The sequence below is a fragment of the Mucilaginibacter sp. SG538B genome (genome assembly GCF_013376065.1).
GTDB lineage: Bacteria > Bacteroidota > Bacteroidia > Sphingobacteriales > Sphingobacteriaceae > Mucilaginibacter > Mucilaginibacter rubeus.
Genome location: NZ_JABMJI010000011.1, coordinates 21,366 through 37,253, shown reverse-complemented (window position 1 = coordinate 37,253; position 15,888 = coordinate 21,366). Strand labels below are relative to the sequence as shown.

The 15,888-nt window shown below is 42.3% G+C and carries 11 protein-coding genes; 9 read left to right on the top strand and 2 right to left on the bottom strand.

Going from position 1 to position 15,888, the window contains the following annotated elements:
* The first annotated feature begins 5 nt into the window (after positions 1–5).
* From FHW88_RS29690 to FHW88_RS29645, 9 genes are all read left to right on the top strand, one after another.
* The gene (locus FHW88_RS29690) at positions 6–1,517 is read left to right on the top strand and encodes a glycan-binding surface protein (protein ID WP_176629090.1); all 1,512 of its coding nucleotides are present in this window, start codon (positions 6–8) and stop codon (positions 1,515–1,517) included.
* A gap of 213 nt (positions 1,518–1,730) precedes the next feature.
* Positions 1,731–3,200 carry a cellulase family glycosylhydrolase gene (locus tag FHW88_RS29685; RefSeq protein WP_176629089.1) on the top strand — a complete coding sequence of 490 codons (1,470 nt, stop codon included), beginning with the start codon at positions 1,731–1,733 and terminating at the stop codon, positions 3,198–3,200.
* A gap of 135 nt (positions 3,201–3,335) precedes the next feature.
* Positions 3,336–5,129, top strand: coding sequence for a family 43 glycosylhydrolase (locus tag FHW88_RS29675; protein WP_218117339.1), 1,794 nt, complete (start codon positions 3,336–3,338; stop codon positions 5,127–5,129).
* A 419-nt stretch (positions 5,130–5,548) separates the two neighbouring features.
* Positions 5,549–5,842 (top strand): hypothetical protein, encoded by a 294-nt coding sequence (locus tag FHW88_RS29670; protein WP_176629088.1) that lies wholly within the window; start codon positions 5,549–5,551, stop codon positions 5,840–5,842.
* Positions 5,843–6,034: 192 nt separating this feature from the next.
* The gene (locus FHW88_RS29665) at positions 6,035–8,191 is read left to right on the top strand and encodes a glycoside hydrolase family 3 C-terminal domain-containing protein (RefSeq protein WP_176629087.1); all 2,157 of its coding nucleotides are present in this window, start codon (positions 6,035–6,037) and stop codon (positions 8,189–8,191) included.
* Between the two features lie 155 nt (positions 8,192–8,346).
* The gene (locus FHW88_RS29660) at positions 8,347–10,458 is read left to right on the top strand and encodes an alpha-L-arabinofuranosidase C-terminal domain-containing protein (RefSeq protein ID WP_255485491.1); all 2,112 of its coding nucleotides are present in this window, start codon (positions 8,347–8,349) and stop codon (positions 10,456–10,458) included.
* 31 nt (positions 10,459–10,489) lie between these two features.
* The gene (locus FHW88_RS29655; RefSeq protein ID WP_176629086.1) at positions 10,490–12,064 is read left to right on the top strand and encodes a glycoside hydrolase 43 family protein; all 1,575 of its coding nucleotides are present in this window, start codon (positions 10,490–10,492) and stop codon (positions 12,062–12,064) included.
* 600 nt (positions 12,065–12,664) lie between these two features.
* On the top strand, positions 12,665–14,107 hold the full coding sequence (locus FHW88_RS29650; RefSeq protein WP_218117338.1) for a DUF1593 domain-containing protein: 1,443 nt from the start codon (positions 12,665–12,667) through the stop codon (positions 14,105–14,107).
* A gap of 52 nt (positions 14,108–14,159) precedes the next feature.
* Positions 14,160–14,522, top strand: a complete 363-nt coding sequence (locus FHW88_RS29645) for a hypothetical protein (protein WP_176629085.1) — start codon at positions 14,160–14,162, stop codon at positions 14,520–14,522.
* 252 nt (positions 14,523–14,774) lie between these two features.
* On the opposite strand, the gene FHW88_RS29640 is transcribed toward FHW88_RS29645, so the two are convergent.
* Together FHW88_RS29640 and FHW88_RS29635 are read right to left on the bottom strand one after the other, a co-directional pair.
* A complete protein-coding gene (locus tag FHW88_RS29640; protein WP_176629084.1) occupies positions 14,775–15,188 on the bottom strand; it encodes an ester cyclase in 414 nt (137 codons plus the stop codon).
* Between the two features lie 118 nt (positions 15,189–15,306).
* On the bottom strand, positions 15,307–15,888 hold the full coding sequence (locus tag FHW88_RS29635; RefSeq protein WP_176629083.1) for a Crp/Fnr family transcriptional regulator: 582 nt from the start codon (positions 15,886–15,888) through the stop codon (positions 15,307–15,309).

Here is a 15,888-nt window from a genome sequence, read left to right as displayed (position 1 = left end):
TTGTTATGAAAAAGAAATCATACTTAAGCTTGTATTTTTTGTCACTTCTCTTTATGACAGTGGCCTTACTGCCGGCTTGTAAGAAAAACAATGAGGGCTCTTCTAACCCACCGGTAATTACAAGCGTTAGGAGTTATGTTGCTTCACCAAATGACACTGTTTTGACCAGCGCCGTTGCAAAGGGCCAATGGGTGGTGATAACCGGGCAGAATTTAAAAAGTGCAACCCGGATAGAATTTGACGGTGTGTCCGCAAGTTTCAATTCTGCATTACTTGCGGAAAATAGCGCTGTTGTGCAAATTCCCCAGATAACGTTTTCAACTATTGACACCAGCAAGCTTTATACCTTAAGGGTTACAACAACAGGGGGGGCCACCTCGTTTGCTTTCAAACTGGGTCCGCCAGCACCTGCTATTTACGCTATTTCAGATGTATTTGCCAACCCGGGCGATTCGGTTTATCTTTTTGGTGCAAATTTAGTATTGGTTCAACACCTGATATATGGGGGAACCAATATCCCCAAATTTAACTCGAGCCTTCATGGGGACTCTCTCGGCTTTTTGATGCCAGCATTAACTCCTACCAAACTAGTTACGGTAACCACTAAAGCTGGTATTGCTCTGGATACCATAAATGCGAAGCCCATCATTTACGGCATTTCCTACGTTAATCCCAAACTTGGTGATTCGGTTTATGTTTACGGTACTTACCTTAAGACTGTTCGGTCAATTTCTTTTGGCGGCACTGCTATTACAAATTTCACCGAAGGTCCACATGGCGCTTATGTTAAGTTTTCGGCTCCAGATGAAAATAGCTACTCAAGTGGACCAGTGACCATTGTTACCAGTTATGGAACAGTTTCTACTGTTAATAAAGTAAATACTCAAAATAGCGATAAAGTAGGTCTTTTAGGAGATTTTGAGTGGGGGGATAATTTTGGTTTTGGCTGGGGCCAATTTGAGCATTTAACTGGGGAGTGGGAATATCCCCAATTTAATGGTCCGATGGGAAAAGATCATAGTCAGTTTATGGTTATTGATTGTCCTAAAGATAATCCTGTTTTAGCCGGAGGTGCAAGCGTGTACATCCCATTGGGTAATTCTAATACGGGTAATCACTGGGTGCCTGTGGCAAATATTGCAGATCCTCCTGCAAACTGGGCCCTTCAATTTGACATAAGTGTGGCTCAGCCATGGAAAGGAGGTACTCTTTATATTAGAACTGAATTGGGAGGTGACAAGTATGTTGCGCGTTATGAGCCATGGAAAATTCCTAATTCAAATGTTACCAAAGCTTTTATAACGAAAGGTTGGGAAACCGTAATTATTCCTTTATCTGCCTTCAAATCAACAGTTAACGAATTAGGGGATGGTGTATCCATTACTCAAATAAGCGATCTATTAGGGCCTACTGGTGCGAATAGTTATAATATGACCCTTAAAAATTTCGGTTCTTCGTCTATCGAAACTGGTTTTTATGCCGCTATTGACAATATCAGGTGTGTGAAAATCAAATAGCCTACAGCCCCACGGCAGCAGTTGCAGTGGGGCTTTTTACCAATCGAAAGCATTGGATTCGTTAAACGGAGCAGGATTTGGGCCACGAAATTAACAGTAAAAAGATCAGCGTACAATGGAGCCTCTATGATAGTAGGCAAAAAAAGATATCATGCTGATATTTTTAGTGCGGGGATGTTTATGCACATTTTTTTAGTTAGATGATAGAACAAAATGAAAAAACACTATTTTTTTAAATCTGTAGTATTTCTTACTGCGATTATTACACTTTTCGCCTGCAAAAAGGCGAAAACCCCGGACCCGCAACTAACAGTTAGTGCATCCGCAATAAATTTTACAGGGGATGGTGGAAGCCAGGACATAACCGTTGCAGGTAATGCCGATTGGAGCGTCGACAACCCTGTTTATTCGTGGTTGCAATTAAGTAAAACATCAGGCCAAAGCGGCAGCACTGTTATTCATTTAACAACATTATCGCAAAATGGTACAGGAGCAAACCGCTCTGGTATTTTATTCATAAGTTCTTCCAACGGCCAGGCAAGAAGGTTGATAGTTTCTCAGGCCCCCACCATTTACCCAAGTTATAATACCTTGCCTATAGCGCCAGACATGACTGGTATGACCAGCACAGCCGTGCAACTGGCTGCAAAAATGGGAACGGGAATGGGAATGAATTTTGGCAATACCATGGACTCCCCAAACGACGGTGACTGGGTGTCTGGTAAAATTACCGACGCGCAGGTGAAATTTGTAAAAAAAATAGGTTTCAATGCTGTACGGATTCCCATGAACTGGGTTTGGACCCATTTAAGTGATCGGAAAAAGGCAACAATTGACCCTGCATGGCTTGCGCGGGTGAAACAAGTGGTTGGATATTGTGTGGCTAATAATGTGTATGTAATAATAAATGCTCACGCGGATCTTGGCTGGCTGGAAGATAATGTCAATGGGGTAAAGAAAGATTCCGTTAATGCAATGCAAAAGGCGATTTGGGAGCAGATTGCTACAACCTTGCGTGATTTTGATGAGCACCTTATATTTGCTGGCACCAATGAACCAAAGGCTGATAACGCCGAGCAGATGGCCATACTCAATGGTTATCACGAAACATTCATCAATGCAGTTCGCTCTACCGGAGGCAGGAACAGTTACCGGGTGCTGATTGTGCAGGGACCTCACACTAATACTTCTATAACCGCCACTTTGATGACTACTCTTCCTCACGATCCGGTACCTAACAAGTTGATGGTCGAGGTGCACGACTACACACCTGCTGGATTTACGTTACTAACGGATGGAGATGCAAGCTGGGGCAAGATGTTTTACTACTGGGGGAGTGGGAATAATTCCACTATTGAGCCAGACCGCAACGCTACCAATGGAGGAGAGGACGTGATCGCTGCTGAATACCAAAAGATGAAACAGAATTTTGTTGATAAAGGTATCCCTGTGGTGTTGGGTGAATATGCGGCCCCGAGGAGAACTGACCCCAACAAGCCTATGCCTAAGGATACATTGGTGAGCAACAGGTCTGTGGATCACTGGGCAACTTTTACGACCAAAACTGCTAAAGCGAATGGTATGCTACCATTCTGGTGGGAGATAGGAAATATGTTAGACAGGGCTAATAATGTGGTAATAGACCAGCGTATGTATAATGCCATTAAGTTAGGATACAAGTAAAATTAATGTTGGATTAAGCTTTTTCCGGAATAACGGTACCGTGAACAGATTAGACAGTACCGCTTTCTGCCTGAAGTATGTGATCCGTATTGTGAAAATATAAATTAAGCTAACACAATAAACGATATAATAAATATGAAAAAAGGTCATAGTATATTTTTAGGCCTACTATTCCTGGTCCCATCGCTTTCTTTTTCCTGTAAGAAGAAGGAGATTGTGCCGCCGCAATTCACTGTTTCTTCCTTACAAATTGTTTTTGAGTCGGGAGGAAGTAGTTCTGATGTTACTATTATAAGTAATAGTAATTGGACAGCGACATCCAACACTTCGCTTCCATGGTTAACGATAAGTCAGTCATCGGGAGGCCCGGGAAATGTTACTCTTAAATTGACTGCGAACGCTAACAACACTGGGGCTGGCCGCGAGGCGATAGTGACTATCAAAGCTTCGAATAGTGATGCCAGGCAAATTCAAGTTACACAGCCAGATAATGAAGATCTGGAAGCAAAATTCGCAAGAGTTTCGCCGAAACTTCTCACCAATAATGGGAATCCTTTATTAGATTTTATGTTTACGGCCGATCCAACAGCTATAGAATATAATGGAAGAATTTATGTGTATGCTACGAATGATAATCAACAGTTTGAGAAGGTAGGAAAGGATGGGAAAAATAGTTACGGGTATATCCGTACCATGGTCATGATGTCTTCCGATGATATGGTTAACTGGACTTATCACGGCCTCATAAATACAGCTGAGCTGGCACCGTGGACTTTTACGTCCTGGGCGCCTTCAATTACATCTAGGCTGGAAGCAGATGGTAAAACGCACTTCTATTTGTATTACTCCAATAGCGGTGCTGGCTCGGCCGTGCTTACTTCTACCTCTCCCATTGGCCCCTGGAAAGACCCATTAGGAAAGAACATAGTCGACCGTTCTGTCCCCGGTGTGGATGTCGATGTTCCATTTGATCCCGGAGTTGTGATCGACGGTGGAGGTACAGGCTGGCTGGTTTTTGGAGCCGGAACGCCTAAAACAAAATATATGCCGGATAATGCCAGAATCGTCAAATTAGGAGCAGATATGATCAGTTTGGCCGGCAGTATTTCTAAGATACCCGCCCCTTATTTTAATGAGGCCAGCGACCTTAACTTTATCAATGGGACCTGGGTTTATAGCTATTGTACGAATTGGGATGAGCGCACTGTATGGCCTTATAGCAATATTGCCAAACCAACCGCATGCAATATATCTTATATGACGAGTAAAACACCCTTAAATCCGGATAGCTGGCAGTATCGTGATAATTACTTTAGGAATCCAGGCGAAAACGTGGGGGATAAAGTGGGGCCTTTGACAAACAATCACAGTCATTTGTTCAAGTTTAAAGAGAAATATTATCTTGCTTACCATGCCATGTATTTACAGGATTATTTTGACACTAAAGGCGGTTTTCGCAATGTGGGTATCGAAGAAGCACCGGTGGATGAAGGGAGTGAGGTGAATATCCCCATGGTCAACGCAACGTTTAAAGGTCCGTCACAACTTAACCTGTTAAATCCATTCGTTCTTCAGCAAGCAGAAACCACTGCAGGCACTTCAGGGCAGGTTCAGTTCGAAGCTGATGGTAATGAGGGTAACATGGTTGCCATAGGGAAAACAGATAGACAATGCCTCATGGTGCGGGGAGCCGATTTTAGTAAACAGATTCCTGCCAAATTCGAAGCTCGGGTAAAAGGAACAGGTCAAATTGATGTTTATGTAAATAATCTTAAAGGCCCCGCTCGTGTTTCCCTTATATGCGATGTGAAGGAATGGACTACGCTCTCAAAGCAAATAGAGCTGAAAATACCTAAAGGAGTAGGGAATATCTATTTTGTATTTAACGGAGAGGGTTTTTTGTTTGATGAATGGAAATTCATTTATTAATTCCGATTGCTGGTTTATTGACGCTATTTATAAGTAGATGTTCAATGAAAATGGGGTACTGCTGCCGATTCGGTGAAACCGTTAAGCCTTTCTTTGGGAGCAGGTAAGGTGCTTGATCAGCGTATGATGGATGCCATTAAGCCTGTAAGATTCTGTGATCCTTATGGATCAATAATTTTACTTCAACCAATTTGGCTAATGAATATTTCAAGGCGGGCATCGTATTTAAAATGATACAATGCCTGCAGGCACGACACCGCAGAAAGAGGGTGGGGGTAAAAATACGCTAAGTTTTACGGTAATGGATTGGAAGTAGTGAAAATTAAATAAGAGAGAGTTTTAGTTGAATATAAGTGGATGCCTGGGGCCTTTACCGAGAGGTCCCGGCATTTTTTAACTATTACAATTCTGCTTTCAACATGACGGAAATCAACAGTGGTCTATTTGAACGCATGACGATTTCCGCGACAAATAATGCCTGGTTAAAAAAAGAGAATATGGAAGATCGAATTATTCTAAAAACGCCAGAATTCGATGAAAGTGAAATTAAAGCTTTAATAGAGAATTTTGATATGATTGGTATTTTGCTTAAGGAGCACCTCACTATCTTCAGTAACCCTATCTTAACGCCTGCATCGAGAAAAAGGTGTAACGAGGGCCTGGTTCTTATTAAGAAGTTCACTCAAAAATGTTTAGAGCACTATGGAATGTAACTTTCAAAATAAAGTTTCAGCTACGCCTTTGCTGATATGAGCATGCCAGTTCAGTTAGACAGGCAACAGGTTGAAAAATTAAAACAAGAAAATGGAAAATGGTTCGCTTGTCCCAAACAACAAATTGAAATAAAGTGAAAATTACAGCCGCAGATAAATAGCCTCGACAAAAAGTAAAAGAAATAATATTTTATGAAATATACTATTGCCTGTTTTATGGCATTTTTCGTGACCGGCGGAGTTTCGGCACAAAACAAAAGTCAGGCTGCCCTTAAAGTGAAGATCAACAGTATTGTCAGGAAAATGACACTGGAAGAAAAAATAGGCATGCTACATGGTAACGCTTTGTTTTCTTCGGCAGGTGTACCCCGTTTAGGTATTCCTGAACTAACATGTGACGACGGCCCATTGGGCGTGCGTGAAGAAATAAAACGGTTTGATTGGGCTTCAGCTAACTGGACAACTGATTCTGCTACATTTTTGCCGAACGGATCGGCTATAGCGGCTACATGGAACCCTATAATGGCCAATAAATATGGCGTAGTTATAGGGGAGGAAGCAAATGCCCGTAAAAAGAACATAATGCTTGCTCCTGCATTTAATATTTGCAGAATGCCCCTGTGCGGCCGTACCTATGAGTATTACTCTGAAGATCCCTATCTGAACAGTCAGTTGGCCATTCAATCTGTAAAAGGAATCCAAAGTCAACATGTAGCAGCCTGTATAAAACATTTCGCCGCCAATAATCAGGAACTTGATCGGGATAGTGTAAACACCATAGTTAGTGAAAGGGCCTTACGCGAAATCTATTTCCCTGCATTTAAAGCAGCCGTACAAGAGGGAAATGCTTATACAGTGATGTCTGCCTATAATAAATTGAATGGTTATTGGTGTTCTGAGAATGATTTTCTGTTAAATAAAGTACTAAAAAGCGAATGGGGTTTTAAAGGCGTGGTTATGTCAGACTGGGCCGGGACACATCATACAGTTGCAGCCGCAAACAACGGACTTGACATTGAGATGGGATCAAGCGGGCCATATGATCAATGGTACCTTGCGAAGCCTTTGCTTGCCGCTGTTAAAGCGGGCCAGGTTTCGGAAAAAACGATTGATGACAAAGTGAGCCGGATCTTATGGCTCATATATCATACTTCTTTAAGTACCAATCATCCTAAAGGATCAATTGTTACGCCGGAGCATGCCAAATCCGCCTATGATATCGCCTCTGAATCTATCGTTTTATTGAAAAACGACAAGCATTTATTGCCGTTGAAAACAAGTGCGGTCAAAAAGATCGCTGTTATAGGAGATAATGCTGTACGTACATTCGCTTTAGGAGGTTATGGTGCCGGTGTGAAGGCTAAATATGAGGTTACCGCGTTGGAAGGAATAAGATCGAGATTTGGAAAAACGGCTACAATCCGTTTTGCGCAGGGCTACAGGGCCAACTACCTGGCGAGTAATACTGACGAGCAAAACCGCGGCTATGATAAACCCGATCAAAAGCTGATTGATGAGGCTGTGGCGCTTGCAAAAAACAGCGATGTGGCCATTTTATGTATTGGCTCAAACCGTGAATATGAAAGTGAAGGTCATGATCGTAAAAGCCTTGAGTTGCCTTTTGGCGAACAGGCCTTAGTTAATGCCGTGAGCAGTGTTAACCCCAATACCATTATAGTAGTTATGGCCGGCGCACCTTACGATCTGGGTGAAATTAAAAGATCAAACCACACTGTTGTTTGGTCATGGTTTAACGGGTCGGAAGCTGGTACTGCATTGGCCGACGTATTAAAAGGGACTATCAATCCATCCGGCAAGCTGCCATTTACCTTCCCGGCTTCTTTACAGGATTCACCTGCATTTAGTTTGAATACCTATCCGGGTAAAGGTTTGACGGCTGACTATAAGGAAGGTGTACTGGTTGGATATCGCTGGTATGATACGAAGAACATCGCACCGCAATTTCCTTTTGGCTATGGTCTTTCTTATACCGATTTTTCTCTCAATAAATTTTTGACGGATAAATCAGGGTATAAAAAAGATGAAACTATCCGCGCCAGGTTTAAGATCACCAATACAGGGAACTCGTATGGGGCCGAAGTGGTACAGTTATATGTAAGCGACCCGGTTTGTTCGGTATTGCGTCCGGAAAAAGAGCTGAAAGCTTTTAAAAAGATCTTTTTAAAACCCGGTGAAACCAGGACAGTGGAAATGCAGGTGAAAGTTACCGACCTGGCATTTTATGACGAGATGAAAAAAGCCTGGAACACAGAGGCCGGCGAATATATCCTGGAGTTAGGAAATTCATCCCGTAATATTTCAAGAACAGTAAAAATCTCAGTTAAATAAACTCATTTCCGAAGCATTTTAATTTTATGGAAAATCTGTAAACTGGACACACAGGCTATCCAGAATACCGATAAGCTTGGAAATAATTTTCAATGGCAATGCCCTGTTGGCCTTGTTAATAAGTGTAAAAAACACAATAAATAATATTAAATTTCATGATGAAAAATTTATTACCTATTTCAGTTTTATTCCTGTTCGCAGCAACAAACCTGAAAGCGCAAAATCCTAAGCTTACGCTTGATTTAACTAAACCCGGCGTAAATGTAAGTCCGCAATTGTATGGATTGATGACCGAAGAGATCAACCATTCGTACGATGGGGGGGTGTATGCCGAGTTGATCAAAAACAGGATATTTAAGGACAATCCAAATACGCCGGAAGCCTGGAGCATAATCAAGGAAGGTAGCGCGAAGGCCACAATTCAATTAGTTGCCCCAAATCCCAACAATGTACCTATTGATCAGCGACGCCATGCAATTAATGGCGCGTTAACTACTTGTTTAAGATTATTGGTGGATACCGGCGGCGGCCGGGCCGGCATTGCCAATGAAGGTTATTGGGGTATACCTGTTTTGCCTAATACAACTTATAACGCTTCTTTTTATATGAAGGGTACAGAAAGCGGGCCATTGCCCACCCACCCCTGGGACCCCAAGCCTACAATTGCTATTCCGGTAATTGCCGATAACACTGCCGGGCCTATCACCGTAAGCATAGAAAGCAATGACGGTAAAACCGTATATGCTTCGGGAACCATTAATTTGGTAAAAAGCACCCTTTGGAAAAAATATGAACTTAAATTAACAACAAGGGTTGATGTTAAACCAACATCCGACGCCCGTTTTGTTATTTCAACAAACCGTACCGGGGTTTATTATTTTAACCTCCTCTCGTTATTTCCGCCAACTTATCAAAACCGCCCGAATGGGAACCGGATAGATATAATGAAGTTATTGGCCGATATGAAACCTCGCTTTTTACGTTTTCCGGGCGGTAATTTCCTTGAAGGTCCGAAATTGAACGATGCATTTCCCTGGAAAACTACTTTGGGGCCACTTGAGCGGCGGCCCGGCCATACCGGCTCATGGGGCTACCGGCCCACTGACGGAATGGGCTTACTTGAATTTTTAGAATGGTGCGAAGACCTGAAAATGGAACCGCTGCTTGCCGTTTATGCAGGCTATTCGCTCGATGAAGACCATGTGGACGCAGGCCCGCTTTTAAAGCCATATGTAGATGATGCGCTTGATGAAATTGAATATGTTACGGGCGATGTACACACGTCCTGGGGCGCCAAGCGTGCGGCAGACGGGCACCCGGCGCCTTTTAAACTCCGTTATGTTGAAATTGGTAACGAAGACGGGTTTGACAGGTCTGGCAGTTATGACGGACGTTTTGCCCAGTTTTATGATGGTATTAAAGCTAGGTATCCAAACCTTCATTGTATTGCAACCATCGGCGGTAAGGATTGGCTTGGACAAAAGGGTAAATTAACAATTCGCAAGCCCGAAATTGTAGATGAACATTATTACCGCAATGCCTGGGAAATGGAAAAGGACGCGGCACATTATGATAACTACGACCGCAAAGGATATAAAGTTTTTGTAGGTGAGTGGGCAACTACTGAAGGTGAACCAACCACCAACTTAAATGCCGCCCTTGGAGATGCCGCCTGGATGACGGGCATGGAACGGAATTCAGACCTGGTTATCTTGTCGTGTTACGCTCCATTATTAGCAAATGTAAATAAAGCCACAGCAACTGCGGCAAAGGGCTGGCAATGGCAATCGAACCTGATAGGTTACGATGCTTTGAAAAGCTTCGGTTCTCCGTCATATTATGTACAGAAGACGTTTAGTAGCTATATTGGCAATAAAGTTGTGTCTGTAGCTGGCGCCAATATCCCTACCCAAAGCAGGCCAGCCACCAAACAGGACAGTGCGGCGAACAAAACGCCAGAGGCTATTCCCGGCATGTTTTATGTAGCTACCCGGGACACCAAAACGGGGAAATTATTTCTTAAAGTAGTAAATGCAACAGGAAAGCCGCAGCAGGTTGATATTGCTTTAAAGGGGGCTGGAAAGCTTTCTCCGGAGGGTATTATTGTGGTAATAAAAGGCGATAAACCCCAAGACACAAACACAATCAGCGACCCGGTCAAAATAGTTCCGGTTACCTCCAAAATAAAAGTGGCAGGCGCTAAATTTACAAGGACTTTCGATCCATATTCAGTAAGCGTGCTTCAAATAAACACATTAACTAAGTAATTAAAACCAGCACGAAGAAACAAATGTCGATATGAGAAATACGACCTACAGGCTATGGATGACGGCTTTAATTGTCACCCTTATAGTGCCGTGTTTATACGCGCAAAAAGCCACTAATCCCATTATTTATGCAGATGTACCGGATATATCGATAGAGCGCGTAGGCAATAGCTATTACATGAGTAGCACAACCATGCACATGAGTCCCGGTGTACCGATTATGAAGTCGAACGACCTGGTAACCTGGAAGACGGTGGGTTATGCATATGATACTTTAGCAAATATTGATGCAACAAATCTAACAAATGGCAAAAATATGTATGGGGACGGTTCGTGGGCAAGTTCTATCCGTTTCCATAATGGCATTTACTATGTAAGCACATTTTCTGCAAATACTAATAAAATGCACGTTTACAGTACTAAAAATATCGAAAAAGGTCCGTGGAAAGCCAGGTCATTTGTCCCCAACCTGGGTGATCATTCCTTGTTTTTTGATGATGATGGAAAAGTGTATATGATTGGCGGGAGTGGAGATTTAAGGTTAGTTGAATTAAAGGACGACCTTTCCGGTATAAAACCCGGCGGAACGGACCAGGTTATCATTAAAAAAGCAAATGTGCCTTCGGGCGGTACCGGCCTCGGTCCGGAGGGCTCTCAGCTGTTTAAGATAAACAGCAAATATTATCTTTTCAATATTACATGGCCACCGGGCCACGTACGCACTGTTATCATACACCGGGCAGATAAAATCACCGGCCCGTACGAAGGACGAATTGGCCTTCAGGACCTGGGTGTGGCACAAGGCGGATTGGTTGAAGCGCCAAATGGGGCCTGGTATTCTTATTTGTTCCGTGATTATGGCTCGGTGGGCCGTATTCCCTATTTGGTCCCTGTAAAGTGGGAGGACGGATGGCCCGTTTTGGGCATCAATGGCAAAGTAACCGGTACACTCGATCTGCCGCCCGGTAAAGGTTTGATCCCGGGCATCGTCGCTTCAGATGAGTTTACCCGTAAAAAAGGCGAACGGGCATTACCACTGGTTTGGCAATGGAACCATAACCCGGATAATAGTTTGTGGTCTGTTACAAAGCGGAAAGGGTATTTACGACTCGCCACCGGCAGGATCGATACCAGTTTCTTGATGGCACGAAATTCACTGACACAACGCACTATCGGCCCGGTATGCTCCGGGACAGTTTCGCTCGACGTTTCTAAAATGAAAGATGGTGATTTTGCGGGTTTGGGCCTTTTGCAAAAAAATTACGGGTTGGCTGGTGTCAAAATAACAGGGGATAGCAAAGCTGTCGTAATGATCAATGCGAGCACCGGAAAACCTGTAGAAGCACAAAAAATCCCCTTAAACCAAAAAGTTGTATACTTTAAGGCGGAATGCAATTTTACGGACAGAAAAGACGTGGCAGATTTTTTTTATAGCCTGGACGGGAAAACATGGATACCATTGGGGACACAATTAAAAATGGCCTATACCTTCCCGCATTTCATGGGCTATCGTTTTGCTTTGTTTAATTATGCTACAAAAAATATAGGGGGGGCGGCCGACTTTGATTTTTTTCATATAACAGGTTCCATTTCGTCTGAAAAATAAAGCCTTTTAATTAACGAACACAAAAAATAAGAGAATTGGAAAATATATCTTAATGTTATTATGCTTACAGCCCCGGTTATTTCCGGGGCTGTAAGCTATCAAAAAACGGCATAGATTTAACGCACCCCGAACCTTGTGCGAAATTTTCCCCAAATGTATAGCCTCCAAAGCGAACGCATGTAACAAGGTATATTTCACTGTAAGTTCAGTCATGATGCATAATATCGGGTATGCCGAAGCAGATGAAATTACAACTAACCACAACCTGCTGCATAGTATAAAAAAGCTATTGTAAAAGTTTAAAAGTCAACAATATCAGAGTTCACGCTATTCGAATAAAACAATGAAAATAAACAAACGGATATTATTAGTTTTTTTACGCTATTCCACTTTTTTCAAACATCCGGTTATGCCCAGATAACCTTGCCAAAGGTATTTGGCGATAATATGGTTTTGCGAAGGGACATAAATATTCCTGTTTGGGGCAACGCGACTCCGGGTTCTTTGATTGTTGCAACGCGGGTGGTAGTAAGATTGCAGTAAAAACGACTCAAAATCAATTAGCAAAACGTGAAACCTACCAAATTAAAAAGTAAAATAATGAAAACAAGACTAATGCCAGTTGCGCTAGTTGTATTAAGTATTGTACTTGCAACACACATTGCGGCTTCTGGACAAACAATTGCCAAACATCGCCTGATTGTCATTACAGATATCGGAAACGAGCCTGATGATTTTATGTCGATGGTCCGGTTAATGCTATACGCAAATCAAATCGACATTGTAGGACTCATCGCTTCAACATCCATTCACCAATCAAAAAAGGTTAGCCCGGAACTCATTGAAAAAGTCATTCGTAGTTATGAGAAGGTGCAACCTAATCTTCTAAAACATGAACCAGGATTTCCGACAGCGCAAAAATTATTAAGTATGGTAAAAAAAGGCCTTCCGGTTTATGGGATGGAAGGCGTAGGAAAAGGCAAAGATTCGGAAGGTTCGGATTGGGTCATCAAGATGCTTGAAAAGAATGACAGCCGCTCTTTATGGGTGACTGTTTGGGGCGGCCCGAATATACTGGCGCAAGCACTTTGGAAAATCAGGGAGACTAAAAGCGAAGGGGAAGCAAAAAGGTTGATAAGCAAGCTCAGAGTATACACGATTTCAGATCAGGATAATTCGGGGACATGGATACGCAAGAATTTCCCCGACCTGTTCTACATCGTAAGCCCGGGAAATTATTATGCGGCTACATGGTCAGCAATCTTAAGCGTATTTCCCGGCGCCAACAACGAAGTTGTCAGCAATGATTGGCTTATGCGAAATGTCCAGCAGGGACATGGGCCGCTCGGGGCAATCTATCCGGATGTGTCTTTTGGAATGGAGGGTGATACCCCGTCCTGGCTATCGCTGATTCCAAATGGACTGAGCAATCCGGAGCATCCAAACTGGGGAGGTTGGGGTGGACGTTATGAATTTTATAAACCACCCTTTGACCCCAAGATGAAATGGATTGTTCCTCTGGAAGAAGAGACGAGACCATTTTGGACAAATGCCGAAGACGAATATACACCTTGGGTGCAGGGTAAATGGGGAAGAGCCGTTGTAAAAGATACAGGTACATACAAAGACAATCATGTAACGATTTGGAGATGGAGAGAAGAAATCCAGAATGATTTTGCGGCAAGAATGGCTTGGTGCAATACGGATTATAAAGCTGCCAATCACCCACCGGTTGCGAAACTCAATATGCCTGAACAGCTCACTATAGAATCCGGCGAGACATTTAGTCTTGACGGCAGTGCATCCTATGACCCTGATGGAGATGCCCTGAGTTTTCAGTGGTTTCAATACAGGGAAGCGGGAACGTTGCATAATACAATAGCGGTCACTCCGGCAGAAAACATGTCTGTTATTACAGAGTTAAAAGCGCCAGAGGTAAGTAGCCTCCAAACGACTCACTTCATCTTGAAGGTTACCGATAAAGGAACGCCCCGGCTAACCCGATATAAAAGAGTAATCGTAACCATTCTTCCAAAGCAATGAACGATAACAACATGGTATTTTTTTACGGCCAATAACAGTCGAAACGGTGAGGGTGAAAAATTTCATTTCAGCTTGGGGTCTCAAAATGTTTGGAAATGTGTATTTCTATTGCTATGACCCATTTGATTATTCGGTTAACCAAGTAACTAATGGACAGCTGGAAACGGGTTCGGCGATTAACGGAAACTGGGTTTTATTCAAAAAAGAACGAGATCCCATTCCTGGTGTTTATAAAAAAGCACTTCTTAAAGCTCAATATCGTTTCCAAATCCTGATAGCTTTTGGGACAAATGCCGTAACGTCCCGTTTAAGCAGCGATGCGTTACTCCTTATAGATCCAAACCACAAATCAAAAAATTGTGATTGTAAATCTGAAGATTGCCTGGCAAGTTTGCGCTATCAAGGACATAAATAACAGATCGTTCGTTTGAAGATGAACCAAGCCATGTAAAGAATAAGGCAACGTCAATCGTCCCCGTAATATCAAGCATCGGCGTTAGCCAATGATAATACATCTGGAGTAACTAAGTGTGCCAGGCATACCGCCAATAATTTTTGATGACAGCATGCAAATTTTGTGAGCTAGTTGCCGTAACGGTCAATATCGCCAAAGAAATACTTCTCTTTGTCTTTCGCATTAATGTAATCAATATTGCCTGTGTAATAATCACATTGCCGGCATAGCTCCGATTTGAGTCATTAAGCCAAGCAAATCAGGTTGTCCTGTTTCTTCTATAATCTGGTCGTCAGACAAACGATAAAAATTCATTGCGCTAACTGCGATTGGTTTTCCGGTTGCTGGTACGCCAAAGAAAGCTCCGTTATGGGTTCCCTTCATCGTAAATCTAACGGCCACTTTGTCATTCTCAGTGATCATATCATCAATACTCCACTGAATATCAGGAAAGCCGCTACGCATTATTCCGATAATCGCTAGATAACCTTTGGGCCCTTGCAATGGATCAGCCTGAAAAGGCACATGAAATTTCGCAGCTGGACTTATTAACTGTTGAGCCAAATTTTCATCAGCACTATTGATGAATTGTAAAAATTGATTAAAGAATTCTTTTGATGCTTCCATTTTATATTTTTTGACCTGTAAAACTGATGTTTTATACAATGCAAAGATGGTTTACAAATGTCTTTCCAGCCAATAAACAAGCTTAAGAAGTAGTCTTAATGTAGTTTAAGGGTAACTATTATTTTAATGATACACCTTTTCTGATTTTGCTGAGAAATTCAGGTGTAATGCCCAAATAGGAAGCTATCTGAGTATTGGGTAACCTTGAAGATAGTTCAGTATATTGTTCCAGAAAATCCAAATATCGGTGCTCTGCATTTGAACTGAAATTTTGTAACAAGCGGATTTGAAGTTCAATGAATTTTTCTTCCGCGATCACCCGAAAGTTTCTGTCAAACTTTCGTGAATTCACAAAAAGATAAAGCAAGTCTTGCTTCTCAATTTGCAAAATGGTCGAAGGTTCAATGGCTTCTATAAATAGTTTGCTTGGTTTTCCCGAATAGAAACTTCCCAGGTCAGCAACCCAATCATTTTCTGCTGCAAAGCTCAGATTATGTTCCGTCCCTTTTTCATCGATGCCATACATTTTAAAGCAGCCTTTCTCAACAAACGTATAGTGTTTGCAAACAAAGCCCTCCTGCAAAATCATTTGTCTACGTTTTATTTTTCTGTGTGTTACTCTTTCGGAAAGCAAAATTATTTCATCGGAATTCAGAGGGAGGCACTTTTTAAAATATTCAATTAATGGTTGTATATTCAT

Bases quoted from the DNA above. Each gene is read 5' to 3' on its own strand.
- FHW88_RS29650 (WP_218117338.1), top strand. From the start codon at position 12,665: ATGAAAACAAGACTAATGCCAGTTGCGCTAGTTGTATTAAGTATTGTA.
- FHW88_RS29670 (WP_176629088.1), top strand. From the start codon at position 5,549: ATGACGGAAATCAACAGTGGTCTATTTGAACGCATGACGATTTCCGCG.
- FHW88_RS29685 (WP_176629089.1), top strand. From the start codon at position 1,731: ATGAAAAAACACTATTTTTTTAAATCTGTAGTATTTCTTACTGCGATT.
- FHW88_RS29655 (WP_176629086.1), top strand. From the start codon at position 10,490: ATGAGAAATACGACCTACAGGCTATGGATGACGGCTTTAATTGTCACC.
- FHW88_RS29690 (WP_176629090.1), top strand. From the start codon at position 6: ATGAAAAAGAAATCATACTTAAGCTTGTATTTTTTGTCACTTCTCTTT.
- FHW88_RS29665 (WP_176629087.1), top strand. From the start codon at position 6,035: ATGAAATATACTATTGCCTGTTTTATGGCATTTTTCGTGACCGGCGGA.
- FHW88_RS29635 (WP_176629083.1), bottom strand. From the start codon at position 15,888: ATGAATATACAACCATTAATTGAATATTTTAAAAAGTGCCTCCCTCTG.
- FHW88_RS29660 (WP_255485491.1), top strand. From the start codon at position 8,347: ATGATGAAAAATTTATTACCTATTTCAGTTTTATTCCTGTTCGCAGCA.
- FHW88_RS29640 (WP_176629084.1), bottom strand. From the start codon at position 15,188: ATGGAAGCATCAAAAGAATTCTTTAATCAATTTTTACAATTCATCAAT.
- FHW88_RS29675 (WP_218117339.1), top strand. From the start codon at position 3,336: ATGAAAAAAGGTCATAGTATATTTTTAGGCCTACTATTCCTGGTCCCA.